The sequence below is a fragment of the Curtobacterium sp. MCLR17_031 genome (assembly GCF_003234775.2).
Classification (GTDB): Bacteria; Actinomycetota; Actinomycetes; order Actinomycetales; family Microbacteriaceae; genus Curtobacterium; species Curtobacterium flaccumfaciens.
On the sequence record NZ_CP126270.1, the window covers coordinates 2,298,416 to 2,324,448 of the forward strand.

The window sequence follows — 26,033 nt, forward strand, 5'->3', positions numbered from 1 at the left end:
TCAGCCCACCAGGATCGCGGTCAGGTCGTGCATGGTGCGTGCGACGACGGCGGGATCCTGTTCGTTCGCCCGGTCGGAGAACATCTCGGTGACCCACCATCCGTCGTACCCGGTGGCCTTGATCGCGTCGACCCACTGCTGCAGCGGGATCGCACCGCCTCCGATGACGACGTTCCGGTGGACGGCTTGGTCGGGAACCGTCCGGTCACGGTCCAGGTCGAACCCGTCCGACAGGTGGACGGCCTTGATGACCGACGCGGGTAGCGCTCGGACCTCGGCCAGCGTGTCCCCGGTCGTCCAGAAGTGCCAGGTGTCGAGTGCGATCCCCACGTTGTCGCGCCCGGCCTCCTCGATGATGTCCAGCGCGTGCCGGCATCGGTTGAGGTGCGCCCAGGCGAGGGGCTCCAGGTAGACCTCGAGCCCGTGGTCCGCGGCGATGTCCGCCGCCAGACGGACGTTCGCACCGGTGATGCGGACCGCTGCGTCCTCGTCGAGTCCGAGCGTCGCCCGGTACCGGGTGTCGTCGTCGGCCAGCCGGCCAGCGCGGTGGTCACGGACGACGGCGGAATCGACCGGCCCGGTGCACAACTGCACGATGGGCGCACCGACGGCGGTCGCCACACCGCACATGCGCTCGACCTCCGCGATGAAGTCGTCGCGACCGGCGCCTTGACGCTCGATGTCGAGCACGGCACCGAGCCCTGTCACTTCGAGACCCTCGAGCAGTGGCGGCAGTGTCTGGACGTCGTAGCCGGCATCGAGGTACCGGTAGAGCTTCGGGCTCTGCAGCTCGATGCCGCCGTAGCCGGCTTCCTTCGCGAGGCGGACGTCCTGGACGACGTTGCCGTGGAACGTCGTCGTGACGTTCATGGAGATCTTCGGGGGCATCTGCGCTCGCTTCGTTGGACAGCAATGGAACAAACTGGACCGGTCCAGAATAGGACTAGCCTGCTCTCATGTCGAGACCGCACCACGCTCCGACCATCCGGGACGTCGCCGAGCGCGCCGGGGTCTCGAAGTCGCTGGTCTCACTCGCGCTCCGCGGCGACCCAGGGGTCAGCGACGCCCGTCGGGCGGCCGTCGAGCGAGCAGTCGACGAACTCGGCTACCGACCGAACCGCGCAGCCAGGAGCCTCGGCGAGCAGCGGACGGGCACGGTCGGGGTGCTCCTGAACGACCTGCGGAACCCCTGGTTCGTCGACCTGCTCGCCGGCCTCACCGCGACACTCGACACCGTCGGACTGGCACCCATCCTCGTCGACTCGGCGACCACACGGCGCGTGGGCGGTTCGCCCGTGGACATGCTCCTGCGACAACAGGTGGACGGCATCGTCGTGGTCGGCACCACAGAGGACGACGCCGCCCTCCGTCGGGCGGTCCAGGAGGTCCCGGTGGTCCTCGCCGGGACGTACGAGCCTGACGACCTGCACGCCGACGTGGTCGTGAACGACGACCATGCCGGCGCGTCGATCGCGACCGAGCACCTCCTCGCGCTCGGACACACCCGGATCGGTCACCTCGTCGGCCCGGGGCGCGTCGGAGAGCTCCGCGAGCAGGGTTTCCGCGCGACCATGACCCGCCACGGTGCCGACGCCGTCGTGGTGCCGGCCGGCATGAGCGAGGAGAGCGGGTACGCGGCGGCCCGACGAGTCCTGGGCACGGCCGGCCGGCCGACCGCGCTCGTGGCCTACAACGACCTCGTCGCCATCGGCGCGTTGTCCGCGGCCGACGACCTCGGCCTCGTCGTCCCGGACGACGTGTCACTCGTCGGGTACGACGACACCTACCTCGGCAGCATCCGGCACATCTCGCTCACCACGGTCGACAACGGGACGTTCGCGATCGGGGCCCAGGCGGCACGGTGGCTCGGTGAACGCGTGCAGGGGCGAGACCCGGAGCCGCGCGTGCACCGAGTACCGGTGTCACTCGTGGTGCGGCGCACCACGAGCGGTCCGAGACCGACGGACGGCGACCGCTGACGACGACGTCGCCGACGGTCCGGGGTCCCAGCGCGCCCGCCTGTCCGGCGTGCACCCGGAAGGCCGACAGGGAGGCCCGGTGCGGGTCCGTCCCGCTTGTCGCGGTCTTCCTCCGCACGCCTCGCACCCCCGTCCCGGCCCCGTCATCCGGGCCTCCGGTGCGACCTGGCGATCGCGTACCGTCGCAGCCGCACACCCCCGCGGCGCTCGGTCGACAGCAGGACGGCGTCGTAGTGCTCCAACACCCCGACGGAGCCGTCGTTGTCATCACGGCAGACGGCGATCACCGGGTCGATCCCGACGCGCGATGCGTGCGCGAGCACCTGGCCCAGCGCCCAGGTCGCCACGCCTCGGCCCCTTGCCGAGGGGCGGATCCCGTACCCGACGTGGCCGAACCGCTGCACGCCGGCCGCGTCTCCCGGCGCCCGGAGTGCGATCCCGCCCAGGACGCGGCCGTCCTCGACGATCCACCAGAGCGCCCCAGGTCTGGCGTGCAGTCGGCCGACCCAGGTGCGGAACCCGTCCTCGTCGCCGACGTCGTCCTGCGCGGTGATCCCGAACCCGTCCTCGTGCACACCCGGCCCCCACTCGGCATGCGCTTCGGCCCACGCCTCGTACAACGCCGTCTGTGGCCTCACCAACTCGAGCATGTCCAAGTATCACAACGAAGCGGGTCGGTGGCGATCCCCTCGTGCGGATCAAACGGCAGTCGCTTCCGGAGTCGCACGCGCGACCCGGACCGACCGTGCGCCGTAGAGTCGAGAGACTCTCGACGTCAGGACCAGAACGATGACCAGCCCCGCAACCGACCCGGCCGGAGCCGAGCGGTGGGCAGCCGCCGCCCGGCTCGCCGACGGCCAGAGCGACGACGGGCTCCGCCGCCGCCGGACGGGCGTGTTCGTGTGGGTGGGGGCACTCGTCCTGGTCTCGTGGGCCGTCGGGGTGGTCCTGGCACTGGTGCTGGTGCCGGCCGCCGGGAGCAGCCACGCGAGTGGCGGCGGTGGCGTGCAGCTGCTCGTCCAGCTCGTGCTGTTGCTGCTCGGGCTGGTCGTCGGCATCGTCGGTTTCGTGTGGGCCTTGCGCTCCGGTCACTACGTCACTCGCTGGCGATCGGTGAGCAGCCCGCTCTCCCGCGCGGAGCAGCGGTCAGTGCGGCGCCAGATCGCCGGCAAGGAGCCGATCGACGCCGAGCACGCGGACATCGTCGCCGCGGTGGCCGCGGAGAACCGTCGAGCCACGCTCGGGATCCTGCCGATCTTCGGCGCCGTGATGCTGTTCGGCGCCTCGACAGCGGTGAGCACGGACAGTCTGCCCATCAAGCTGGTCGAGCTCGTCGCGTCGTTCGCGGTGGTGCTCGGGCTCGTGCAACTGGCCGTGCAGTACCGACGAGCCGGGCGGTTCCTCTCGGAGCGCCCCGTCAGCTGATGTCGTCCGGCTGGCCGCCCGCACCGCTCGACCGTCGGCGGCGTCGGCTCCTCAGGACGAGCAGGAGACCGACCAAGGACGCGGCGCTCCCGAGGAACACCCCCGCCCCGACCCACGTCGTGACGGACGTGCCGTGCCCGAAGAGCGCGTTGATGAGCATGCCGAGTCCGACGGCCACGCCGGTGAGCAACACCGCGCAGGTCGGTTCGAGCCACGGAGGCGACAGGAGCGACCGTCGGTCGACCGGGAAGCCGCTATCCAGTCGAGCACGTGCAGCTCGCTCGCGGTCCTGGATCGCGATCCCGATCGTCGGCCCCCAGAACGCCACCGTGGCCTGGCTGCCGTCGGGATCGACCAGGACCAGGATCGCCAGCGTCGCCACCGCACCGCCGAGGTACCACCAGGGGAAGACCCGACGGATCGGGACGGCCCAGCGGCTGTCCCGCCGGGTGCCGTTCCGCGGGTGGTGCTCGCCGCCACTCGTGGCCACGGTCAGCGCTCCCGGCGCAGCCCTCGGATGAGCAGGGCGGTGCACACCAGCATCGTGCCGGAGACCAGCACCGCGGCCCCGAGGACGGCTGTCGGCGTACTTCCTGCGGACACGAGCAGCACGATCCCGATGAGCGCGAGCGGAGCACCGGCGAGCAGACCCACCAGGTCGGCACTGCCCTGCGGTTTCGGAGTGGTCACGGGCTCAGGCTACCGGCGTGAGGGCCGGGATCGCGGCCGGGCGAACAGCGCATGCCCGGAGGGCTCCCACTACCGCCCGAGCAGCGGCTCCCGCGACGCCATCCCCGCGGCACCGGCCCGAGCGACGGCATCGGGCAGCGCCGTCAGGAACGCGTCGACGTCGGCATCGGTCGTCGTGTGGCCGAGCGTGATCCGGAGCGCACCACGGGCGTCCTGCTCCGACAGCCCCATCGCGAGCAGCACGTGCGACGCCTCGGGCACACCGGCCTGGCACGCCGACCCGGTCGAGACCGCGACCCCGGCTGCGTCGAGCAGGAACAGGAGCGAGTCGCCCTCGCACCCGGGGAACGTGAAGTGCGCGTTGCCCGGCAGCCGGTCGAGCGGGTCCCCCATCAGCACCGCTGACGGCACGGCCGCACGCACCCCGGCGACCAAACGGTCCCGCAGGGCGACGAGCGACGGGTGCGGCATCGGCTCGGCGACGACCGCGCCGGCCGCGACACCGAAGGCCGCAGCCGCCGGGGCGTCCTGCGTGCCGCTCCGCACCTGCCGCTGCTGCCCACCGCCGTGGATGAGGGGTTCGACGGTGGCCTTCCGTCCGAGCACGAGCGCACCGATCCCGACGGGCCCGCCGATCTTGTGCGCGGAGACGCTGAGGGCGTCGAGGCCGGACCCGGCGAACGACACCGGCACCTGCCCGTAGGCGGCGACCGCGTCGCTGTGCACGGGCACGCCGGCGGCGTGCGCGAGCTCGACGATCCGTGACACGGGCTGGATGGTGCCCACCTCGTTGTTCGCCCACAGGAACGTGACCAGGGCGACGTCCGAGGCGTCGGCGAGTCGCGCCTCCAGTCCGGCGAGGTCGACGCGACCCTGCGCGTCCAACGGGACCACGTCGATGACAGCGCCCTCGTGCGTCTCCAGCCAGGTCAGGGTGTCGACGGTGGCGTGGTGCTCGCCGCCCGGGACGACGATGCGGGGCCGCTGGCGGTCGCGCTGGCGAGCCCAGAACAGGCCCTTCACGGCGAGGTTGATGCTCTCGGTACCGCCGGAGGTGAACACGACCTCCACCGGGTCGGCGTCGAGCGAGCGGGCGACGGCGGCGCGGCCGTCCTCGAGCAGCATCTTGGCGCGCTGGCCGGCGCTGTGGATGGACGACGGGTTGCCGACGGTGCCCAGGGCATCGGTGAAGGCGGCGAGCGCCTCCGGCAGGATCGGCGTCGTCGCGGCATGGTCGAGGTAGACCGACAAATGCACCCCCTGGATCGAGCAGTGTCCAGGATACGCGCCGGTCCTCGTACCCTTGTCGCGTGCACGAGACAGCGATCGACCTGACGCCGGGGTTCTCCCTGGGCGGGACCGTCCCCCGGTTCACCCTGCGGTCCGCGACGGCGACGGGCGTCGTCCTGGTCGTGGCGAGCGCGGGGAGCGCCGACGGAGCCGACCCTTCCGACGTGCGGCCGACGCGGTACCCGCTCGAGCGCGTGCCGGACACGGACGAGTGGACCGGCGAGGTCCCCGGGATCGTGCCCGGCGACCGCTACCACCTGCTCGTCGACGGACCGGTCGGGCCGCGGCACGAGTTCGACCCGACGCGTCCGTTGCTCGACCCGTACGCGCGGGGCATCCTGCCGACCGGCGACGACGAAGCGGTCGGCCCCCGGTGGACCAGCGTGGTCGTCGACGACGCGTTCGACTGGGGCGGCGTCGTGAAGCCGCAGGTCCCGCTCGACCGTGCCGTCGTCTACGAGGCGAACGTCCGCACCCTGACGGCCGCGAACCCGCACCTGCCGGAGCACCTGCGCGGCACGTACGCCGGGGTCGCCCACGAGAGCACGATCGCGCACCTGCACCGCATCGGCGTCACGACGCTCGAACTGCTGCCCGTGCAGGCGTTCGACACCGAGCGGTGGCTCCGCGACGCCGGCCGGCAGAACGCCTGGGGCTACAACACGCTCGGGTTCTTCGCCCCGCACGCCGCGCACGCCTCGGCACCGGCGCAGCAGGAGGGCGCCGACGCCGTCCTGCGCGAGTTCAAGGGCATGGTCCGGCTGCTGCACCAGGCCGGCATCCAGGTCGTCCTCGACGTCGTCTACAACCACACCGCGGAAGAGGGCCTGGGTGGTCCGACGACGAGCCTGCGCGGCATCGACGGTGCGAACCGCTACCGCTGGGCGCGCTCCGCGTCACCGTACCGGGACAGCTACTACGACACCACCGGGTGCGGGAACACGCTGGACACCTCGGTCGAGGCGACGGCGGACCTCATCGTCGACAGCCTGGTGTACTGGGCGCGCGAGGTGCAGGTCGACGGGTTCCGCTTCGACCTGATGGCCGCCCTGGCCCGCGACGGCGAACACCGGTTCGACCCGTCGCACCCACTGCTCGAGCGCATCCGGAACCACCCCGACCTGCAGGACACCCTGGTGATCGCCGAGCCGTGGGACGTCGGCCCGGACGGCTGGAAGACCGGGGAGTTCGGCGCGGCCGGGCACCGCACGAGCGAGTGGAACGACGGGTTCCGCAACACGGTCCGCCAGTTCTGGCTCACCGACATCGCCGAGGAGCGCCGCACCGGCCTGCCGCAGACCGGGATCGGTGCGCTCGCCGGAGCCCTGACCGGCTCGCGTCACGTCTTCGGCGCCGATCGCGGCCCGCTGGCGAGCGTCAACTTCGTCACCGCGCACGACGGCTTCACCCTGCTCGACCTGGTGTCGTACGACGGCAAGCACAACGAGGCCAACGGCGAGGACAACCGCGACGGTTCGAACGACAACCGCTCGTTCAACCACGGCATCGAGGGCGACACCGCCGACCGCGGGGTCCGTGCCGCGCGCGGCCGGTCGATGCGCAACCTGGTGGCGACCCTGATGCTCTCCGCCGGGGTGCCGATGCTCACCGCCGGCGACGAGCGGAGCCGCACGCAGCACGGCAACAACAACGCCTACGTGGTGTCCGACGACCTGACCCCGGTGGACTGGTCCGACGACGAGGACGCCGAGACGATGACCGAGGCCGTCGCCGCGCTGGCCCGGTTCCGTCAGGCGCACCCGTCGCTCCGCCCCACCCGCTTCGGCGTCGAGGGACAGGAGACCCCCGGGGCCTCGCGGATGTCCTGGTACGGGCCGGACGGGCACCCGATGACGATCGAGGGCTGGGACCAGCCCGTGCACCGCGCCCTGCAGTACTTCGTCGAGTCGACGCCGGAGCACGAGCCCTTCGACCGCGTCCTGGTGGTCGTGCACGGCAGCGGCCGCACCCGCGACCTGACCCTGCCGGTGCGCGAGGACGTCCTCGGGTACCGCCTGGCCTGGTCGAGCGAGAAGCACCGCGACCACGAGCGCCTGCGTCCCGCCGGGCAGGTCTTCACCGCCTACGGCCCCGGCATCCACCTGTTCGAGGTGGCGTAGCGCCGAGCGGGCGGGTACGGCCCGGCGTCGCGACCGGATGGCGGACGGGAGGCCCGTGGCGGCCCCGCCACGGGCCTTGCGTCCGGTCCTCAACAGGCTCCACGGCGCGCCCGGCCCTCCACAGCGGGCCGATTCCGGGGAACGCGGAGCCGCTCGCCGGGTAGCGTCGCTTCCGTGGCCACCGCAGACCGACCCCGCCGCCCGAAGATCGGGCGCATCCCGATCACCGAGCTCGCCCCGAGGACGCCGAACGGCTTCCCCGGCAAGGCATTCGACGGCGAGGTGATCACGTTCGGTGCAACCGTCTTCCGAGAAGGACACGGCATCATCGGCGCCGACCTCGTCCTCGAACGCCCAGACGGTGGAACCCGCACCGTCCCCATGACCCTCGGTGCCCCCGGCACCGACCGCTACGAAGCCACGGTGCAGGTCGACCACGTCGGCGTCTGGACCTGGCACGTCGAGTCGTACTCCGACGACTGGGCGAGCTGGCTCCACGGCGCACGTCTGAAGATCGCGGCCGGCGTCGACACCGAGGCGACCCTGCTCGACGGTGCCGTGCTGCTCGACCGGCTGGCCGAGGAGACCGACTCCCCCGCCGCCACCCGTGCCGCCGCACGCGTCCGCGACACCGACCTCGACCCGGCCGAACGCCTGGCCGCCGTCGACGACCCGCGGATCGTCGCCGAGGTCGAGGAAGCCCCGCTCACCTCGCTCCGGACCCACTCCGCCACCCAGCTGCTCGACGTCGAACGCACCCGCGCCGGCGTCGGCGCCTGGTACGAGTTCTTCCCCCGCTCCGAAGGCGCGAAGAAGAACCCCGACGGCTCATGGAAGAGCGGCGACTTCCGCACCGCGGCCCGCCGCCTGCCCGCCGTCGCCCGGATGGGCTTCGACGTGATCTACCTGCCGCCGATCCACCCCATCGGCACCACCGCCCGCAAGGGGCCGAACAACACGCTCACGCCCGGGCCGAACGACCCCGGCAGCCCCTGGGCGATCGGCTCCCCCGAGGGCGGGCACGACGCGATCCACCCCGACCTCGGCACCGAGGACGACTTCCGCGACTTCGTCGAGACGGCGAAGAACACCGGCATGGAGGTCGCGCTCGACTTCGCACTGCAGTGCTCCCCCGACCACCCCTGGGTCACCCAGCACCCGGAGTGGTTCACGCAGCGCGCCGACGGCTCCATCGCGACCGCCGAGAACCCGCCGAAGCGCTACCAGGACATCTACCCGATCCAGTTCGACACCGACCCCGAGGGCCTGGTCACCGAGGTCGAGCGTGTCCTGCGCCACTGGATCGCATTCGGCATCCGCATCTTCCGCGTCGACAACCCGCACACCAAGCCGCTCTGGTTCTGGGAACGGGTCATCCGTGAGATCCGCGACGAGCACCCCGACACCGTGTTCCTCGCCGAGGCGTTCACCCGCCCGGCGATGATGCGCGCGCTCGCCGAGGCCGGGTTCCAGCAGTCGTACTCGTACTTCACCTGGCGCAACACCAAGGACGAGATCGAGGACTACTTCACGGAGCTCTCGCACGAGACGAGCGACTACCTGCGCCCGAACCTCTTCGTGAACACGCCCGACATCCTCACCGAGTACCTGCAGTTCGGCGGCCGTGCCGGCTACAAGGTGCGCGCGGCGCTCGCCGCCACCGGCGCTCCGACGTGGGGCATGTACGCCGGGTACGAGCTGTTCGAGGACGTCGCCCGTCCGGGCTCGGAAGAGAACATCGACAACGAGAAGTACGAGTACAAGCCGCGCGACTTCGCCCTGGCCGAGGCCGAGGGTGCGTCGCTCGCGCCGTACGTGACGATGCTCAACCGCCTCCGTGCGGCGCACCCCGCGCTGCGACAGCTGCGGAACCTGCACGTGCACGCCGCCGACGATCCGGCGATCGTCGTCTACTCGAAGCACCTGTCGGGCGAGTACATCCGGTCAGGACGCCCCGACACCGTGATCGTGGTCGCCAACGTCGACCCGCACTCCGCCCGTGAGACCACCGTGCACCTGGACCTCGCCGCACTCGGTCTGCCGACCGAGGGCCTGTTCGACGTCCGTGACGTCGTGACCGGTCAGCGCTGGACCTGGGGCGCGTCGAACTACGTCCGCCTGGACGCGTTCCAGGAGCCCGTGCACCTGCTCGTCGTGGAAGGACCCCACCGATGACCCCCGAACCGACCGACCCCACGAAGCGCGGACCGGCCGTCCCGCCGGTGCCGCCTCCGCCGCCGGCCGTGCCGCGGTACGAGCCGAAGGTGTCCGCGCCCGACGAGGACCTGCCCGGCGCTCCGCCGGTGCAGCGCGAGGCGCCCGACCGCGGCGTGGCGGAATCGGCCACGCTCGCCGGGCACCCCGCCGACCCGACGCACCCGCGGCAGCCGTCCGTGGCAGCCGCAGCATCGTCCGACGTCCCGACGGCCCCGACCGGAGGCGCTGCACCCCTGGTCCGCCCGGCCTCCGTCGACGCGCCCGTCGCCCCCGGCGCCGCTGCTTCGGCGCCGACTGCTGGCTCGGCTCCGGCCGCCGCTGCCGCCACCGGTACTGCCACGGATCCGCGTCCGGCTCCGATCGAGGACTGGCTGCGTCTGCAGGTGGCAGAGGGCCGCTGGTCCCAGCCGCACGACGTGCTCGGCCCGCACCCGGTCGACGGCGGCACCAGCGTCCGCGTCGTCCGGCACCTGGCCCGCGCGGTGCGCCTCGTGCGCCCCGACGGCGACGACATCGAGCTCACGCACGAGGGCGACGGGCTCTGGGCCGGCGCCACTGCCGAGACCCTCGGTCGCTACCGCGTCGAGTCGGAGTACGACTACGACGAGTCCACGGACGAGGACGACGCCACCTGGACCACCGACGACGCGTACCGGTTCGCCCCGACGCTCGGCGAGCTCGACCTGCACCTGTTCGGCGAGGGCCGTGACGAGCAGCTCTGGCACCACCTCGGCGCACACGCCCGCACGGTCGACGGTGTCGACGGTGTCGCGTTCGCCGTCTGGGCACCCCGGGCCACCGCCGTCCGCGTGATCGGTGACTTCGAGGGCTGGGAAGGCCGCACCACCGCGATGCGCCGTCTGAGCGACCTCGGCGTCTGGGAGCTGTTCTGGCCCGGCGCAGTCGTCGGCCAGCGCTACAAGTTCCAGATCCTCACCGACTCCGGCTGGGTGGAGCGGGCCGACCCGTTCGCCCGCGAGGCCGAGATCGCGCCCGCCACGGCCTCCGTCGTCACCGAGTCCACGTACACGTGGTCCGAGGGCGACGCCGCGTGGATGGAGCGCCGCGCGCAGACCACCACGCACGACGCCCCGATGAGCGTCTACGAGGTGCACCTCGGCTCGTGGCGCCCCGGCCTGTCGTACCGCGAGGTCGCCGACCAGCTCATCGGGCACATGGAGTACACCGGCTTCACGCACGTGGAGTTCCTGCCGCTCGCCGAGCACCCGTTCGGCGGGTCGTGGGGCTACCAGGTCACCGGGTACTACGCACCGACCGCGCGCTTCGGTTCGCCGGACGACCTGCGCTACCTGATCGACCGCCTGCACTCCGCCGGCATCGGCGTGATCATGGACTGGGTCCCCGGGCACTTCCCGAAGGACGAGTGGGCCCTCGGGCGCTTCGACGGCTACGCGCTGTTCGAGCACCCGGACCCCCGCCGCGGCGAGCAGCTCGACTGGGGCACCTACGTGTTCGACTTCGGACAGCCGCAGGTGCGCAACTTCCTGGTCGCGAACGCGCTGTACTGGTTCGAGGAGTTCCACATCGACGGCCTGCGGGTCGACGCGGTGGCCTCGATGCTGTACCTCGACTACTCCCGCACCGACTGGCTGCCGAACATCCACGGCGGCCGCGAGAACCTCGACGCGATCTCGTTCCTGCAGGAGACGAACGCGACGGCGTACAAGCGCTACCCCGGCATCGTGATGATCGCCGAGGAGAGCACCTCGTGGCCGGGCGTGACCCAGCCGACGAGCGCCGGCGGACTCGGCTTCGGGCAGAAGTGGAACATGGGCTGGATGCACGACTCGCTCGAGTACGTGCAGCGCGACCCCGCGTACCGCAGCTACCACCACGACGAGATCACGTTCTCGTTCGTCTACGCGTTCAGCGAGCAGTTCACGCTGCCGATCAGCCACGACGAGGTCGTGCACGGCAAGGGCTCCCTGTACGGCAAGATGCCCGGCGACGAGTGGCAGAAGCTCGCCAACGTGCGCGCCTACCTGGCGTTCATGTGGGCGCACCCCGGCAAGCAGCTGCTCTTCATGGGCCAGGAGTTCGCCCAGCCCGCCGAGTGGTCCGAGGCGAAGGGCCTCGACTGGTGGCTCCTCGACCAGCCCGGCCACCGCGGTGTGCAGGACCTCGTCGCGGAGCTGAACCGCGTGTACAAGGACTCCCCGGCGCTCTGGACACACGACTCGACGGCCGACGGCTTCGAGTGGCTCGAGGGCGGCGACGCACCGCACTCGACCCTCGGGTTCCTGCGGAAGGACGGCGACGACCGGGTCGCGGTGTTCGTGAACTTCTCCGGCGTGCCGGTGGAGCGTCGCTTCGGGCTGCCGACCGCCGGCGAGTGGCACGAGGTCCTCAACACCGATGCTGCCGAGTACGGCGGCTCCGGAGTCGGCAACCTCGGCGTCGTCACCGCAGAGGACACCCCGTGGGCGGGCCGCCCGGCCTCGGCACACCTCGTGGTGCCGCCGCTCGGCGCCGTCTGGCTGAAGCTCGCCCAGTAGCCCGGCCAGCGTCCGCGACGCGACCGACGGACAGACGGGAGGCCCGGTGCCAGCTGGCACCGGGCCTCCCGTCTGTCTCGTGCCGGGTCTAGTACAGCGCGTTCGCCAGGCGGCGACGCGCCGCGACGACGCGCGGGTCCTCACTGCCGATGAGCTCGAAGTACTCGACGAGCCGGACGCGCAGGGCCTCACGGTCGTCGCCGAACACCGTCGGCACCAGGTCCAGGAGACGCCCGAAGGCGTCGTCGACGTGCCCGCCGGAGATGTCGAGGTCGGCGACCGCGAGCTGTGCCTGGACGTCCTTCGGGCCGGCGGCAGCGGCCGCACGGATCTCGTCGGCCGTCCGGCCGCTCAGCCGGTCGAGCAGCGACACCTGTGCGAGCCCGGCCACGGCCATCTGGTCGTGCGGGTCCTGCAGGATCGCGGTCTTGTACTCCTCGATCGCGGTGGCGTAGTCGCCCTGCTCGATCGCGTCGTACGCGGCCTGGTGGTGCGGCGGGAGCGGCTCCGGCTCCGGCTCGCCCTGCTCAGCGTCGACCTCGGTCGCAGCGCCGTCGACGGTCACGCGACCGGCCACGCCGTTCTGCTCGGCGGCCTGGAGCACCTGCTCGTAGACATCGCGGACCTGCGCCTCGGGCAGTGCCCCGACGAAGAGCCCGAGCGGGCGTCCACCGATCACGGCTGCGACGGTCGGGATCGACTGCGCCTGGAACGCCTGCACGAGCTGCGGGTTCGTGTCGGCGTCCACCTTGGCGAGCACCACGCGGCCGTCGTACTCCGCGGTGAGCTGCTCGAGGATCGGCGAGAGCTGCTTGCACGGCCCGCACCACTCGGCCCAGATGTCCACGATGACCGGGACGACGTTCGACAGCTCCAGGACGTCCTGGAACGTCGCGTCGGTGACGTCGATCACGAGCGACGGGACGGTCAGGTCTGCACCGTTCACGGTGCCGGCCTCGGTGCCGGGAACGGCTCCGCCGGCGGAACCCGCCGAGGCCGGAGCACCGGACGGCTGGGGCGGCCGCTGTGCACGGTCGACGAGGGACGACAGGTCCACGGCTCCGCGGAGCCCGGACGGGGTCGGGGGGATGTTGCTCATTGCACCTCACTCGCTGCGGTCAGGCCCTGTGTGAACCCGAGCAGGACCACTTTGCCATCCGAGGCGACCGGCGGCACGTAGAAGAGCAGCTGGACGCTGTAGGTCGCGCTGATGCCCTTCTTGCTCGTGTCCACACCGGACAGTGCCTTGACGGCACCCTCGGTGTTCACCTCGGCGCCCGACGCGGTCGGGGTCACCTTCTCGATCTCGTCCAGGTCCGCGGAGACCAGGGCACCGGCGTCGTCGGTCGCGATCGCGACGGCGGAGTCGGCGGGCACCTCGGACGAGTACTCGATCTTCGCCGTGTCCGGCAGGGCCTTGGCCTTCTTGTCCTTGTACGCCTTGCCGATGGTGGTGCGGAGCGCATCGCCCTCGGTCGCGAACAGGTCGGCGTACTCGCTGGCGGTGTCCTTCGACAGGATGTCGCCGTAAGCGGTCGCGACCTGGTCGGGCTGGATCGTCAGGAGCTTCGACTCCGGCGCGAGCAGTGCGGCGCCGATCGTCGTCGGGGCGAGGCTCGGGATCTTCGCGTCGGCTTCGAGCGAGACGTCGTACGCCACCTTGTAGGGATCGCGGGCGGTGTCCTGCACCAGGGTCAGGGCCTGCGGCGCGGACTTGGCGTCACAGTCCTCGGCGACGATCGTGAAGACCGTCCGGGGCCAGGTGTCGGTCTGCTGCGGCAGCGCGACGCACACCTGCGCGGCCGAGATCGCTGGCGGTGCCTTGACGTCCGAGTCCTTGCCGCGGATCGAGTAGTTCGCCAGACGGAGGTCGAGCGCCGCTCCGGAGAACCGGGTCCGGACCAGGTCACGGTCGCGCGCCCCGTCGGCCTGCTTCGCGACGGCGGCGGTGCGCTGCACGATGCGGGTGATCTGCTGCTTGGTCGCAGCCGTCGGCTCGGTCGTCTCAGCAGCCCCCGTGGCGGTGGCCGTCGGGGTCGGCGTGGCGAGCGACGGGTCGCCGCCCTGCGGCCAGTAGTCCGAGGAACAGCCGGCCAGGGTCAGGGCGCCGACGAGCAGCACCGGGACGCCGACGAGGGCGCGCGTGCCGCGACGACCGCGGCGCGGTACCTGCGCTCCGGCGGCGGCGGCTCGACGGGACGCACGCACCCGCGGCGGGCGGCTGCCACCACTGCGACGGCGGGGACCGCGGCCACGGCGCTGGTGCAGGAAGGCGAGGACGAGCAACACGAGGCCTCCGAGGACGAACACGCCGCCGGCCACGAGCAGCGGACCGACCGCCGGCGTCGCGGTGTCCTGCGGCCAGGTGACGGACACGTCGCTCGGAGCCGCGGCCTTGCCGTCGCTCACGACGAGGACCGAGACGTCCTGCGGCAGGCGGACGGTGAACTGTCCGGCACCGTCGTACTCCTGGTACCAGAGGTCACTGCCCTTCGGCGAGGGGACGCTGGTCTCGCTGCCCGAGGTCGACCCGACCAGCGAGCCCTTCTCGGCGTCGAAGCGGAGCGTGGTGTGCTCGGCGTCACCGATCCAGGCGTCGACGTCGGCGGTCTTGCCGTAGGCCGCGAAGACCTTGCCGGAGCCGGACACGTTGATGCGCTGGTAGCCGGGGTTGGCGTTGAGCGTCGTCCCCGGGATCACGGTCACCGGGGCGGAACTGGTCGTCGAGCTCTCGGCCACGAGCGAGGACGGCGGCGCGAACACGGTCCGCTGTCCCACCGCCAGCGCCACGAGCAGCAGACCGATGACGAAACTGACGATCGCCAGGACGAATCGCACGAACTCTCTCCCTACCGCGCCGGGGTGGGGATGTCGGCGCGCGAATCAGCGACTCAGGATAGCGAGCAACGCTGGACAGCGCATCAATCCGCGCTGTCGCCGGACTCAGACGACCCGCTCCGGCCGCCACTACAATCGACCGCGGGCCGATCCAGGCCCTCCGCCGAGCACCCAGGAGCGACACGTGGCGAACGACGAGGCCGAGTTCGGGACCGAGCTGCGGGGGTACCGCCGCGACGAGGTGGAGCGTTCGCTGAACGACCTGCGCCGCGAGCTCATCAAGTCGAACAACGACCGCGCCGACGCCGCGAAGGAGATCCGTCTCCTGCAGGCCCGGGTCTCCGAACTGCAGGGCGAGCTCGACGAAGCCGGCACCCCCACGTACAGCGGACTGGGCACCCGCCTCGAGTCCACCCTGCGTGTGGCCGAGGAACAGTCGACCCGCCTCATCAGCCAGGCGGACATCGACGCCCAGCGGCTCCGTGCCTCGAGCCGCGCCGAAGCCGAGCGCACCGTCCGCGAGGCCCAGGAAGAAGCGCGCGACACCCTCGAGGACGCCCGCACCCGCGCCACCAACGAACTGACCCGCGCCCGCGCCGAGGCAGCCGACACCGTCGAACGCGCCCGCGCCGAGGCCGGTCTCCTCACGCAGGACGCCCGCAACGAAGCCGCCGCGATCCGCGGGGCAGCCGTGACCGAGGCCGCCGAGGTCCGTTCCGTCGCCATCCGCGAGACGAACGCGCTGCGCGCCCAGGTCGAGCACGAGGTCGCCGAGCTGCGCGAGATCGCCCAGCGCGAGTCAGCCGACGCCCGCACCGCCGCCGCCGAGCTCGACCGCGAGACCGAGCACCGCCGTTCGGTCTTCGAGGCCGACCACGCACGCCGTACCGAGGACCTCGACCGCGAGGAGACGACCCGACGCGAGGCCCTCGAGCGCGAGGTCACCGAGGGTCGTGCCGCCTGGCACCGCGAGCGTCACGAGGAGCAGCAGGCACACGCGCTGGCACTCGAGACCGGTCGCGCCGAACTCGAGTCCGAGGTCACCCGCCGTCGCGCCGAGCTCGACACCGAGGTCGCCGACCGCCGCCGCGAGCTCGACGAGGAACTCGCTGCCGCCCGAGCCCAGTGGGACCGCGAACTCGCCGCAGCCCGCACCGCACTCGAGCAGGAGATCGAGGCGGCCCACGCACAGCTCCGCGTCGACGAGGAGCAGACCCGCGTCGAGAACGCACGACTGGTGCAGGAGACCGCCGACCGGATCGCCCGTGAGCTCGAGGAGCACGACGCCCGGATCGCGCAGGAGCGCGCCGAGGCCGACGCAGCAGCCGAGCGTGCCGTCCGGGAGCACGAGAACGCCATCGCCGCCCGACGCGAGCGCGAGCACGCCGAGGTCGACACCGAGATCGCCGACCGCCGCACCGCCGAGCTCGGGGTGCTCGAGGCCGAGCGCACCGCCCTGCGGCAGGAGATCGACACCGCACGCGCCGCCCTGGTCAAGGAGCGCGACGAGGTCCGTGCCGAGATCGCCCGGGAGCGCGACGAGGCCCGCACGACGCTCGAGTCGGAACTCGCGTCCCGCCGCGACGACGCCGAGCAGGACTACCTGCGGAAGCACCACGAGACGGTGACCGAGACGCAGAAGTACCTGGACGAGGCCAACCTGCAGCTCGCCGAGGCCACGCGCCGCGCGACCGAGGCCCGCGAACGCGCGGAACGCCTGCAGCAGGAGGCCGACGACCTCGAGCGCACCAGCACGGCCGAGGCCCAGGAGCACGCCCGCACCATCGTCGCCGACGCGCAGGACCGGGTGCACCGGATGGTCGCCGACGCAGAGGAGCGTACCGCCGGCGTCATCGCCGAGGCCGAGGACCGCCTGGCGGCGATCCGCACCGAACGCGAAGCCGTCGCGGGCTACCTCGAGAACCTCCGCGGGGTCCTCACGAACGCCACGAGCCTGCTCGGCACGGCACCCGCCGCAGCGTCCACTGCGGACGCTTCCGACGACGTGGACGCGACCGACCGCTGACGGTCCACGGCCTGGAGGCGCGACCCGCGCCTCCAGGCCGTCCCACCTGGTGCAGGTGGCGGGCCGCAGGGCGTCGTGCAGACGTGCTCAGACGGGCCAGTGGGTCGGCAGCGGGGCGCTGCCCGGCACGACGAGGTCGGCGATCGCGTCGAGGACGATCCGCACGTACCGCTCCCCCACCCACAGGTGCTTCGCACCGTCGACGGGCACGACCCGAACGTTCGGGGCGAGCGCGAACCGTGCCGCCGCGGCCTCGGGCTGCAGGAAGTCGTCGTGCTCGGGGACGAGCGCCACGACCGGGACCCCGACGGCAGCCCAGCGGGCGAGCTCCTCGTCCGAGGTGCGGTGCAGCGGCGGGGACAGCAGGACGACACCGGCGACCGTGCCCGCCTCGACGTGTTCGAGCGCGTGCTTGAGGATCACCTCGGTGCCGAAGGACCACCCCACCAGCCACGGCGTCGGCAGGCCGCGGTCGACGACCTCGGCGACGGCGGCGCGCAGGTCGAAGCCCTCGGACACACCCTCGCCGAAGACGCCCTCGGACGTGCCGCGCGGGGACGTGACGGACCGGAAGTTGAACCGCAGCACCGCGATGTCGGCGAGGGCGGGCAACCGTGCAGCGGCCTTCTTCAGGACGTGCGAGTCCATGAACCCGTGCGCGGTCGGCAGGGGGTGGAGCGTGACGATGGTCCCGCGGGCCGGGGTGTCGGCCGGCTCGGCGAGTTCACCGACGAGCGTCAGGTGGTCGTCCGTGACGAGCTCGACCTCGGTGCGACGGGCCGGCAGCACGGTGGCGGATCGGATCTCGGTGTCGTGCGTCACGTCGTGCTCGGTCATGCGATGCTCCAGCAGTGGTTGTGCCAGTGCCGGCGCGACGCCAGGTCGGCGGCGTCACCGAGCACGCCGTCCGCACGCCAGACCACCACGTGGGCGGTGCCGGGAAGGACGCTTCCGCCGCACCCCGGGCAGATGTACTCCTTCTGCGCCGACGCGGCCGAGATCGGCTGCACCTGGTACTCGCGACCGTGACGGACCTCGGTGCGCTTCCACGAGCTCATCAGCCGGTCGAGGGTGGTCTCCTCGTCAGGCTCGACGTCGCGACCACGGGGACGCCGCGGTCGGTTGCTGCGCGGCACCCGAGCAGCCGATCAGTACCAGTTGTTGGCCTGGCTGTGTCCCCAGGCACCGCAGGGGGTGCCGTAGACGCCGGCGATGTAGTTGAGACCCCAGGTGATCTGCGTCGCCGGGTTGGTCTGCCAGTCGGCGCCGGCCGTCGCCATCTTGCTGCCGGGGAGGGCCTGCGGGATGCCGTACGCACCGCTGGGGTTGTAGGCGTTCACCCGCCAGCCGGACTCCTTGTTCCACAGCGAGACCAGGCAGTTGTACTGGTCGGTGCCCCAGCCACGAGCCGTGACCTGCTGCAGGGCGATCGCCTGTGCGCTGCCCGGGTCGGGCGTCGCGGCGGTGGCGGCGAGCGTGTTGGCGGCCGAGACCGGCTGGGTCTCGGTGGCCGCGGCGTCCGCGCTGTCGTCGGTGGTCTCGGCGTCGGCCTCGTCCTCTTCGATGACGGGCTTGACGACCTTCGGGGCCGGGACGGTGACGTCGTAGCCGTCACGGTCGGCGGCGGCCACGGCGTAGGTGCCGTGCGCTGTGTACTGCTGCGGCGCCGGCGGCGTCTTCACGAGCACCGGGGTGTCGACGGCGGCCTGTGCCACGTCGGCCTGCAGCGGGTTGAACAGCGAGCCGCCGACGAACAGGAACACGCCGACGAAGGACATCATCGGGGCGACCGCGCGCTTGCGGGCGACGGCGTTCACCGACGACGTGGTGGGCTTCACGAGCTTCGGCGTCGCACGGCGCTGCACCGTCGCGGTGCGCTGCTTCGCGGGACGCTGGTCGGCGTCGACCAGGGCGTCGTGGGCGAAGGACGCCACACGCTCGTCGGAGACGCGGTTCGCCGCCACCGACTTCGGCGTGGCGACCGGACCCGTCGTCGCGGGCGCTGCCTGCGAGGTCACCCCGAACGCCGACGTCTCCGTCGTGCGGGTTCGCTGCATTGCCGCGCGGCGCTCACCGGAAGCCTGGAGGCTGAGGTGCTCGCGGGTATCGCGGTCGGAGCTTGAGTCTGCCGTGTGCCTGCCCATGAGTAGGACCAGGGTAACGGAACGATCACGGAAAGCGAAGCACCTGGGGACAGCGCGTCGTCAGCGGACAGCGAGCATCACTTCGACGACGGCGTCGAGCAGTGCGTCGACCTGCGCCTCGCGGTACCCGCCGTGCTTCGGGCGGAAGACGATCGAGCGGACCTCGGTGAGGCTGAGCGGCTTGCCTTCGCGGAAGTACCCGGCGAGCCGGGCGGCGAACGCGTCGACGTCCTTCGGGTGGTAGCCGGTGCCGAGCACGCTGACCCGGCTGAACCGCTGCCCGTCGGGCCGCTCGAGCCGCGCCACGACGTCGGAGGCCTTCGTCCGTGCCTCGGCGTACCAGGCCTTCTTGCCGACCTCGCTCATCTCCCGCTCACGCTCGCGGGCCGCGAAGGCGTCCTCGAGTCGCTCGAGTGCGGCGTCGACGTGCGACGTGGAGTAGCCGCCCTTGCGCATCGAGAACGCCGTGGCGCGGATCTTCGCGGCCTCGATGCCGGGGGCGCTGTCGTCGGCGGAGTACGCGCGCCGGGCGTCCTCGAGGAAACGCTCGACTTCGTCGACGTCGTAACCGAGGGCGGAACGGGCTGCGGTCGGGAAGGTGGTGGCCACGGCGTCATTCTGCCAGTCCGGACCCCCGGCACAACCTGGACGCGCTGAGTGCGGCGTTCAGCCCGGCACGTGCGCGGTCAGTGGTTGACGACGAGGTACAGCACGTAGGCCACCGCGGCGGACGGCAGGATGCTGTCGATGCGGTCGAGCAGGCCGCCGTGACCGGGCAGGAACGACGAGATGTCCTTGATGCCGAGGTCGCGCTTGATCATCGACTCGGTGAGGTCGCCGAGCGTGGCCGAACCGGAGATGAGCACACCGAGCAGGACACCGGTCCACCAGGGCAGCCCGAGCATGAACACGGTCACCAGGATGCCGACGACGATGCTCGCCGCGACGGACCCGGCGAAGCCCTCCCACGTCTTCTTGGGACTGATGCGGGGTGCCATCGGGTGCTTGCCGAGGTTGAGGCCCGTGGCGTACGCGCCGGTGTCCACCGCGACCACCACCAGGATGAAGCCGATCACCCAGAGGTTGCCGGCCGGCTGGGCGGAGAGCAGCACGACGCACGCGCCGAGCAGGGAGATGTAGGCCTGGACGAACAGCCCGTTCGTGAGGTCACGGGCGACGTTGCCCGCCGGGGGCTTCTGCCGCGCGACGGCGACCTCGAGCAGTCGCCAGACGCTGATCAGGACGATGCCGCCGAGCAGGGTGAACAGCGCCGCCACCTGGCCGAGCAGGAACGCCGCCGGCACGATCGCGATCGCGACGGCGACGCTCGGGATCCGCGGGACGTCGCGGCCGGCGAACCGCATCGCGCTCGTGAGTTCGTAGACGCCGACGCCCAGCAGGAACGCCGCGACGACCATGAAGGACGGCGGCCAGAGGAGCAGCGTGCCGAGCATCACGACCGCGAACGCGAGCGCGATGCCGATCGCCGCCGGCAGGTTGCGCCCGGTCCGCGCGGTCAGCGCTTCGTTGCGCGCGCCGAAGTCGGCCTTCCGCTGGCGGAGCTGCGCCTCGAAGTCGGTGCGCGCCGCTCGTGCGCGCGCATCGAAGTCTTGACGGAGCCCCTTCTTCACGGGCCCGCTCGACGCGGGCCCGTGCTCTGCTGTGGGGCGGTCATCGCCCTGGTCGGAGCGACGCATCAGACCTCGAGGAGTTCGGCTTCCTTCTTCTTCAGCGACTCGTCGATCTGGTCGACGTGCTTCTTCGTCAGGGCCTCGAGGTCCTTGTCGCCGCGCGAGATCTCGTCGTCGGAGATCTCACCCTTGAGTGCGTCGAGGTCGTCCTTGGCCTTGCGGCGGATGTTCCGGACGACGACCTTGTGGTCCTCACCCTTCGTCCGCACGAGCTTGACGAACTCCTTGCGGCGGTCCTTCGTGAGCTCGGGGATCGTCACGCGGACGATGTCGCCGTCGTTCGTCGGGCTGGCGCCGAGGTTCGGGAAGGTCGCGATCGCGCGCTCGATCTCCTTGAGCGCCGTCTTGTCGTACGGCGTCACGATGAGCGTGCGGGCCTCGGGCGTCTGCAGCGACGCAAGCTGCGCGAGCGGCGTCGGCGTGCCGTAGTACTCGACCGGGATCTTCTGGAAGAGCGCCGCGTTGATGCGGCCGGTGCGGACGGTCGAGAAGTCGTCCTTGGCGACCTCGACAGCCTTCGCCATCTTCTCGGTGGCTTCGGTCAGGACATCACTGATCACGGTGTTACTCCTTCGGTACTGGCGTCGAGTCTAGTCAGCGCCGGGGGTCAGTTGCTGACGACGGTGCCGATGCGCTCGCCACGGATCGCGGCCTGGACGTTGCCGTCGCCCTCCATGCCGAAGACGTGCATCGGCATGCCGTTGTCCATGCAGAGCGAGAACGCGGTGGCGTCGACGACCTTGAGGCCCTTGAGCAGCGCGTCCTGGTAGGTCACGTGGTGCAGCTTCTCGGCGGTGGCGTCCTTCTTCGGGTCGGCGGTGTACACGCCGTCGACGCCGTTCTTGGCGACGAGGACCTCGTCCGCCTTGATCTCGAGCGCACGCTGCGCCGCCACCGTGTCGGTGGAGAAGTACGGCAGTCCGGCACCGGCGCCGAAGATGACGACCCGGCCCTTCTCGAGGTGCCGCTCGGCGCGCCGCGGGATGTACGGCTCGGCGACCTGGGTCATCGCGATGGCGGACTGCACGCGGGTCGCAGCGCCCGCCTGCTCGAGGAAGTCCTGCAGCGCGAGTGCGTTCATCACCGTGCCGAGCATGCCCATGTAGTCGGCCCGCCCGCGGTCCATGCCGCGCTGCGAGAGCTCTGCTCCGCGGAAGAAGTTGCCCCCGCCGACGACGATCGCGATCTCGACCTCGCGCGCGGCGACGGCGATCTCCTTGGCGATGGTGCCGATCACGTCGGGGTTCACCCCGAGGGAGCCGGCGCCGAACGCCTCTCCCGACAGCTTCAGCAGAACGCGGCGTCGTCCGGTCTTCTCGTCGGTCATCTGGTCCGCACCCTTCGTCGTGGTCTCGTGGAAATGTACTCGCGGATGTGTCGCGCGCGTGTCGTGCCGGCGCGCGCGAAAAACGGGGCCAGGAACCTGGTTGGTTCCTGACCCCGTCACGGGTTCGTTACGCGCCGACCTTGACGCGGGCGAAGCCCTGGATCGTGATGCCGGCGTTCTCGGCGGCCTTCGCGACGGAGATCTTGTTGTCCTTCGCGTAGTCCTGGTCGAGGAGCGACACCTGCTTGATGTAGGCGTTCACCCGGCCCTCGACGATCTTCGGGAGCGCAGCCTCGGGCTTGCCCTCTTCGCGCGTGATCGCCTCGACGGTCGCACGCTCCTTCTCGATGGCCTCGGCCGGGACCTCGTCGCGGGTCAGGTACGTCGGGTTCGCGAACGCGACGTGCTGTGCGATCGAACGTGCCTCGGCGGCGTTGTCACCCTCGTACGCGATGACGACGGCGATCTGCGGCGGCAGGTCCTGGCTGGTCTTGTGCAGGTAGATCTCGAAGGCCGAGCCCTCGACACGGCGGACCGTGCGGACCTCGAGCTTCTCGCCCAGCGCGGCAGCCGACTCGTTGACGACCTCGAGGACGGTCTTGCCGTCCAGCGGTGCGGCGTTGGCGGCAGCGACGTCGGCGGCCCCGGCAGCGGCGACCGCGCCCAGCACCTTGTCGGCGAGGGTCGTGAACTTCTCGTTCTTCGCGACGAAGTCGGTCTCGCTCGCGAGCTCGACGACCGTGGCGGCGCCGTTCTCGGAGGTCGCGACGACGACGCCCTCGGAGGTGGCACGGTCGTCGCGCTTGGCGACGGCCTTGGCACCCTTGATGCGGAGCAGCTCGACGGCCTTGTCGTAGTCGCCGTCGGCCTCGACGAGCGCGTTCTTCGCGTCCATCATGCCGGCGCCGAGGTCCTCGCGGAGCTTCTTCACGTCAGCAGCGGTGAAGTTTGCCATTGACTGGAGTCCTTTCTGGACTGTACGTGTGTGGAGAGTGGAGTGCAGTCGGGGCGCCGGACCCGGTGGGGTCCGACGCCCCGGCGACTCACTCGGCGGGGGTGGTCTCCGCGGCTGCCTCGGCCTCGGCCGTCGGCTCCGCGTTCTTCGCCTCGTCGGCGATCGGCTCGCCGATCTCCTTCGCGGCGACCTGCGCGTCAGCGTCGTTCTCCTCGACGGGGGCGGCGGGCGCCTCGGTCGTGGCGGCGGTCTCGCCACCGAGGAGCTCCTGCTCCCACTCGGCGAGGGGCTCGCTGGCCTCGTCCTCGTCGCCACCGTTGTGGCGGGTCTTCAGGCCCTCGGCCGCAGCGTCGGCGACGATGCGGGTCAGGAGGCCGACGGAGCGGATCGCGTCGTCGTTGCCCGGGATCGGGTACGTGATCTCGTCGGGGTCGCAGTTGGTGTCGAGGATGCCGATGATCGGGATACCGAGCTTCTGCGCCTCGTCGACTGCGAGGTGCTCCTTCTTGGTGTCGACGATCCAGAGCGCGCTCGGGGTCCGCGTGAGGTTGCGGATACCACCGAGGGTCTTGTGGAGCTTGTCCAGCTCGCGCTTCTTGATGAGGAGCTCCTTCTTGGTGAAGCCCTTCGTCGTGTCGTCGAAGTCGATCTCCTCGAGCTCCTTCATGCGCGCGAGGCGCTTGGAGACCGTCTGGAAGTTCGTGAGCAGACCGCCGAGCCAACGCTGGTTGACGTACGGCTGGCCGACGCGGGTCGCCTGCTCGGCGATGGAGCCCTGGGCCTGCTTCTTGGTGCCCACGAAGAGGATCGTGCCACCGTGCGCGACCGTCTCCTTGACGAAGTCGTACGCGCGGTCGATGAAGGCCAGCGACTGCTGCAGGTCGATGATGTGGATGCCCGAGCGCTCGGCGAGGATGAAGCGCTTCACCTTCGGGTTCCACCGACGGGTCTGGTGTCCGAAGTGGACGCCGCTGTCGAGCAGCTGGCGGATGGTGACGACGGCCATGTGCCGTCCTCCTTCTGTGTTCTCGGCGCGCAGCCGTGCTCTCGCACGTCGCTGCGGACCTGTTGCGGTTGTGTCGATCACGACCGTCGGTCGTGGTCCCTGGTGTCCTGGCACGCGACCGCCCGCTCGTGAGAGCGGGACCGGTGGTCGGGTACCGAGCCCGTGAGGGCCTGGTGGACACGCGAAGTCAGCGCGCATCAGCACGCTGCTGGATAGATGCTAACAGAAGGGAGGCCCGGATCACGCGCGCCTCGCGGCTGACGTGATCCGGGCCTCCTGTCCGGTCGATCCGGCGGATCCCGGCGGATCCGGCCGTCCTGATCAGGCCTTGGCGTTCACCGTGTCGCCGTCGGCGGAGATGCCCATCTCCTCGAGCGAGCGGCCCTTGGTCTCCGGGATCTTGGCGATGACGAAGAACAGCGACAGCAGCGCGAACAGCGCGTAGATGCCGTAGGTGACCGTCAGGTTGAAGCCGGACAGCACGGGGAACGAGATCGTCACGATGAAGTTCGCGATCCAGTTGGCGGCCGAGCCGATGCCCAGCGCCGTGGCGCGGATGCGGTTCGGGAACATCTCGCCGAGCAGGACCCACATGAGCGGGCCCCACGTGGCGCCGAAGGACACCACGAAGAGGTTCGCGAAGATCAGCGCGATGACGCCCCACGAGCCGGGGAGGCTCGGGCTGCCGTCGACGATCGTCGCCTGCGAGAACGCGATGGCGACCATGGTGAGCGAGACGAACATGCCCGCGGAACCGGCGACGAGCAGCGGCTTGCGGCCGACCTTGTCGACCAGGAAGATCGCGATGAAGGTGACGGCGACGTTGACCACCGAGGTGATCGTGGAGATGAGGAACGAGTCTTCTTCCTTGAAGCCGACGGCCTGCCAGAGCGTCGTCGAGTAGTAGAAGATCACGTTGATGCCGACGAACTGCTGCAGCACGGCCAGGATGATGCCCACCCAGACGATCGGCTGGAGCCCGAAGCGGTTGCCCCGGATGGAGCCCTTCTTCTCGTTGGCTTCCTTCTCGATGCCGTCCTGGATCTCCTCCAGGCTCGTGTTCACGGTGTCGCGCGGGACGATCTTGCCCATCACGACGCGCGCATCATCCGCACGGCCCTTGGTGAGCAGGTAGCGCGGGGACTCCGGCAGCGTGATCGCCAGGACGCCGTAGACGACCGAGGGGATCACCCCGACCAGGAACATCCAGCGCCAGGCGGCCAGGCCCCAGACCTCGGCCGAGGCGCTGCCCGCGGTGACGGCGAACAGCTGGTCGGACAGGAGCGCCGCGAAGATACCGAGCGTGATCGCCAGCTGCTGGAACGAGGCCAGCCGGCCGCGGATCGCCTTCGGGGAGACCTCGGAGATGTACGCCGGTGCGATGACCGAGGCGGTACCGATGCCGAGACCGCCGACGAGACGCCAGATCACGAGGTCCCACGTCGCGAACGCGAACGCCGAACCGATCGACGAGACGAAGAACAGCACGGCGGCCCAGAACATGATCCGGGTGCGGCCGTAGCGGTCGGCGAGGCGGCCGGCGAAGTAGGCGCCGAACGCGCAGCCGATCAGGGCCGATGCGACCGCGAAGCCGCTGGCCGCGTCGGAGAGGTTGAACTCGCCCTTGATCGCGTCGACGGCGCCGTTGATGACGGACGAGTCGAAGCCGAACAGGAAGCCACCGACCGCCGCCGCGATGGCGAACAGGGTGACCTTCCCCTTGAACGCACGGTCTTCGCCGTGCCCGGTGGTCGTGGTGGACACGATGCTCCTGGGTTCTGCCGCCGTGCCGGTGTGCAGCACGGTGCC

At 71.1% G+C, this 26,033-nt stretch carries 23 protein-coding genes; 6 read left to right on the plus strand and 17 right to left on the minus strand.

Translation table 11 applies throughout. The annotated features are described in order from the left end of the window. Positions 1–888 carry a sugar phosphate isomerase/epimerase family protein gene (locus tag DEI96_RS10890; protein WP_111023994.1) on the minus strand — a complete coding sequence of 296 codons (888 nt, stop codon included), beginning with the start codon at positions 886–888 and terminating at the stop codon, positions 1–3. A gap of 68 nt (positions 889–956) precedes the next feature. Here DEI96_RS10890 and DEI96_RS10895 point away from each other — a divergent pair, with 68 nt between their 5' ends. Continuing rightward, entirely contained in the window at positions 957–1,979 is a 1,023-nt protein-coding gene (locus DEI96_RS10895) for a LacI family DNA-binding transcriptional regulator (protein WP_111023993.1), read from the plus strand. 143 nt (positions 1,980–2,122) lie between these two features. On the opposite strand, the gene DEI96_RS10900 is transcribed toward DEI96_RS10895, so the two are convergent. Next, positions 2,123–2,617: a GNAT family N-acetyltransferase gene (locus tag DEI96_RS10900; protein ID WP_220039130.1), complete on the minus strand. Its 495-nt coding sequence runs from the start codon at positions 2,615–2,617 to the stop codon at positions 2,123–2,125. 151 nt (positions 2,618–2,768) lie between these two features. Here DEI96_RS10900 and DEI96_RS10905 point away from each other — a divergent pair, with 151 nt between their 5' ends. After that, positions 2,769–3,404, plus strand: a complete 636-nt coding sequence (locus tag DEI96_RS10905; protein ID WP_111023991.1) for a hypothetical protein — start codon at positions 2,769–2,771, stop codon at positions 3,402–3,404. Here the strand turns inward: DEI96_RS10905 and DEI96_RS10910 are convergent. The 3 genes from DEI96_RS10910 to DEI96_RS10920 all read right to left on the minus strand — a co-directional run bounded on the left by DEI96_RS10910 (position 3,397) and on the right by DEI96_RS10920 (position 5,345). Then, positions 3,397–3,894: a hypothetical protein gene (locus tag DEI96_RS10910; RefSeq protein ID WP_111023990.1), complete on the minus strand. Its 498-nt coding sequence runs from the start codon at positions 3,892–3,894 to the stop codon at positions 3,397–3,399. The two genes, DEI96_RS10905 and DEI96_RS10910, sit on opposite strands and share 8 nt — an antisense overlap. Before the next feature lie 2 nt (positions 3,895–3,896). Then, positions 3,897–4,094, minus strand: a complete 198-nt coding sequence (locus tag DEI96_RS10915; protein ID WP_146246923.1) for a hypothetical protein — start codon at positions 4,092–4,094, stop codon at positions 3,897–3,899. A 69-nt stretch (positions 4,095–4,163) separates the two neighbouring features. Next, positions 4,164–5,345: a cysteine desulfurase family protein gene (locus tag DEI96_RS10920; protein ID WP_111023989.1), complete on the minus strand. Its 1,182-nt coding sequence runs from the start codon at positions 5,343–5,345 to the stop codon at positions 4,164–4,166. Between the two features lie 59 nt (positions 5,346–5,404). Between DEI96_RS10920 and DEI96_RS10925 the strand changes: the two genes are divergently transcribed. The 3 genes from DEI96_RS10925 to glgB all read left to right on the plus strand — a co-directional run bounded on the left by DEI96_RS10925 (position 5,405) and on the right by glgB (position 12,237). Continuing rightward, complete coding sequence (locus DEI96_RS10925) at positions 5,405–7,504, plus strand: glycogen debranching protein (protein ID WP_111023988.1); 2,100 nt, start codon at positions 5,405–5,407, stop codon at positions 7,502–7,504. Positions 7,505–7,678: 174 nt separating this feature from the next. Beyond that, positions 7,679–9,679, plus strand: a complete 2,001-nt coding sequence (locus tag DEI96_RS10930) for an alpha-1,4-glucan--maltose-1-phosphate maltosyltransferase (RefSeq protein ID WP_171907870.1) — start codon at positions 7,679–7,681, stop codon at positions 9,677–9,679. Further along, on the plus strand, positions 9,676–12,237 hold the full coding sequence (glgB, locus tag DEI96_RS10935) for a 1,4-alpha-glucan branching protein GlgB (protein WP_111023987.1): 2,562 nt from the start codon (positions 9,676–9,678) through the stop codon (positions 12,235–12,237). Before DEI96_RS10930 ends, glgB begins: the two co-directional genes overlap by 4 nt. An 88-nt stretch (positions 12,238–12,325) precedes the next feature. Here glgB and DEI96_RS10940 read toward each other — a convergent pair whose 3' ends face one another. Beyond that, positions 12,326–13,336, minus strand: a complete 1,011-nt coding sequence (locus tag DEI96_RS10940) for a tetratricopeptide repeat protein (RefSeq protein WP_111023986.1) — start codon at positions 13,334–13,336, stop codon at positions 12,326–12,328. Continuing rightward, a complete protein-coding gene (locus DEI96_RS10945) occupies positions 13,333–15,075 on the minus strand; it encodes a DUF8094 domain-containing protein (protein ID WP_111023985.1) in 1,743 nt (580 codons plus the stop codon). Before DEI96_RS10945 ends, DEI96_RS10940 begins: the two co-directional genes overlap by 4 nt. A 184-nt stretch (positions 15,076–15,259) precedes the next feature. Here DEI96_RS10945 and DEI96_RS10950 point away from each other — a divergent pair, with 184 nt between their 5' ends. After that, a complete protein-coding gene (locus DEI96_RS10950; RefSeq protein WP_111023984.1) occupies positions 15,260–17,101 on the plus strand; it encodes a coiled-coil domain-containing protein in 1,842 nt (613 codons plus the stop codon). A gap of 87 nt (positions 17,102–17,188) precedes the next feature. Here the strand turns inward: DEI96_RS10950 and DEI96_RS10955 are convergent, their stop codons facing one another. The 10 genes from DEI96_RS10955 to DEI96_RS11000 all read right to left on the minus strand — a co-directional run bounded on the left by DEI96_RS10955 (position 17,189) and on the right by DEI96_RS11000 (position 25,988). Beyond that, entirely contained in the window at positions 17,189–17,938 is a 750-nt protein-coding gene (locus tag DEI96_RS10955) for an alpha/beta hydrolase (RefSeq protein ID WP_111023983.1), read from the minus strand. Further along, the gene (locus tag DEI96_RS10960) at positions 17,935–18,237 is read right to left on the minus strand and encodes an Rv1322 family protein (RefSeq protein ID WP_110863985.1); all 303 of its coding nucleotides are present in this window, start codon (positions 18,235–18,237) and stop codon (positions 17,935–17,937) included. Before DEI96_RS10960 ends, DEI96_RS10955 begins: the two co-directional genes overlap by 4 nt. Positions 18,238–18,249: 12 nt before the next feature. Next, positions 18,250–19,158: an aggregation-promoting factor C-terminal-like domain-containing protein gene (locus tag DEI96_RS10965; RefSeq protein ID WP_258372863.1), complete on the minus strand. Its 909-nt coding sequence runs from the start codon at positions 19,156–19,158 to the stop codon at positions 18,250–18,252. 147 nt (positions 19,159–19,305) lie between these two features. Beyond that, entirely contained in the window at positions 19,306–19,854 is a 549-nt protein-coding gene (locus DEI96_RS10970; RefSeq protein WP_071406375.1) for a DivIVA domain-containing protein, read from the minus strand. A gap of 77 nt (positions 19,855–19,931) precedes the next feature. Next, positions 19,932–20,942, minus strand: a complete 1,011-nt coding sequence (locus DEI96_RS10975; protein WP_228513836.1) for a phosphatidate cytidylyltransferase — start codon at positions 20,940–20,942, stop codon at positions 19,932–19,934. Then, positions 20,942–21,496 (minus strand): ribosome recycling factor, encoded by a 555-nt coding sequence (gene frr, locus DEI96_RS10980; RefSeq protein ID WP_027465871.1) that lies wholly within the window; start codon positions 21,494–21,496, stop codon positions 20,942–20,944. The genes DEI96_RS10975 and frr overlap by 1 nt, the downstream gene beginning before the upstream one ends. A 47-nt stretch (positions 21,497–21,543) precedes the next feature. Beyond that, positions 21,544–22,263: a UMP kinase gene (gene pyrH, locus DEI96_RS10985; protein WP_071406376.1), complete on the minus strand. Its 720-nt coding sequence runs from the start codon at positions 22,261–22,263 to the stop codon at positions 21,544–21,546. 127 nt (positions 22,264–22,390) lie between these two features. Then, positions 22,391–23,218, minus strand: a complete 828-nt coding sequence (tsf, locus tag DEI96_RS10990) for a translation elongation factor Ts (protein ID WP_027465873.1) — start codon at positions 23,216–23,218, stop codon at positions 22,391–22,393. A gap of 88 nt (positions 23,219–23,306) precedes the next feature. Next, the gene (rpsB, locus tag DEI96_RS10995; RefSeq protein WP_027465874.1) at positions 23,307–24,224 is read right to left on the minus strand and encodes a 30S ribosomal protein S2; all 918 of its coding nucleotides are present in this window, start codon (positions 24,222–24,224) and stop codon (positions 23,307–23,309) included. A 321-nt stretch (positions 24,225–24,545) separates the two neighbouring features. Further along, a complete protein-coding gene (locus DEI96_RS11000; protein WP_258372862.1) occupies positions 24,546–25,988 on the minus strand; it encodes a sugar porter family MFS transporter in 1,443 nt (480 codons plus the stop codon). Positions 25,989–26,033 lie beyond the last annotated feature (45 nt).

Excerpts from the sequence above, each read along its gene's own strand:
- DEI96_RS10890 (WP_111023994.1), bottom strand. The coding sequence starts at position 888 with ATGCCCCCGAAGATCTCCATGAACGTCACGACGACGTTCCACGGCAAC.
- DEI96_RS10895 (WP_111023993.1), top strand. The coding sequence starts at position 957 with ATGTCGAGACCGCACCACGCTCCGACCATCCGGGACGTCGCCGAGCGC.
- rpsB (WP_027465874.1), bottom strand. The coding sequence starts at position 24,224 with ATGGCCGTCGTCACCATCCGCCAGCTGCTCGACAGCGGCGTCCACTTC.
- DEI96_RS10975 (WP_228513836.1), bottom strand. The coding sequence starts at position 20,942 with ATGCGTCGCTCCGACCAGGGCGATGACCGCCCCACAGCAGAGCACGGG.
- pyrH (WP_071406376.1), bottom strand. The coding sequence starts at position 22,263 with ATGACCGACGAGAAGACCGGACGACGCCGCGTTCTGCTGAAGCTGTCG.
- DEI96_RS10940 (WP_111023986.1), bottom strand. The coding sequence starts at position 13,336 with ATGAGCAACATCCCCCCGACCCCGTCCGGGCTCCGCGGAGCCGTGGAC.
- tsf (WP_027465873.1), bottom strand. The coding sequence starts at position 23,218 with ATGGCAAACTTCACCGCTGCTGACGTGAAGAAGCTCCGCGAGGACCTC.
- DEI96_RS10905 (WP_111023991.1), top strand. The coding sequence starts at position 2,769 with ATGACCAGCCCCGCAACCGACCCGGCCGGAGCCGAGCGGTGGGCAGCC.
- DEI96_RS10965 (WP_258372863.1), bottom strand. The coding sequence starts at position 19,158 with ATGCAGCGAACCCGCACGACGGAGACGTCGGCGTTCGGGGTGACCTCG.
- glgB (WP_111023987.1), top strand. The coding sequence starts at position 9,676 with ATGACCCCCGAACCGACCGACCCCACGAAGCGCGGACCGGCCGTCCCG.
- DEI96_RS10955 (WP_111023983.1), bottom strand. The coding sequence starts at position 17,938 with ATGACCGAGCACGACGTGACGCACGACACCGAGATCCGATCCGCCACC.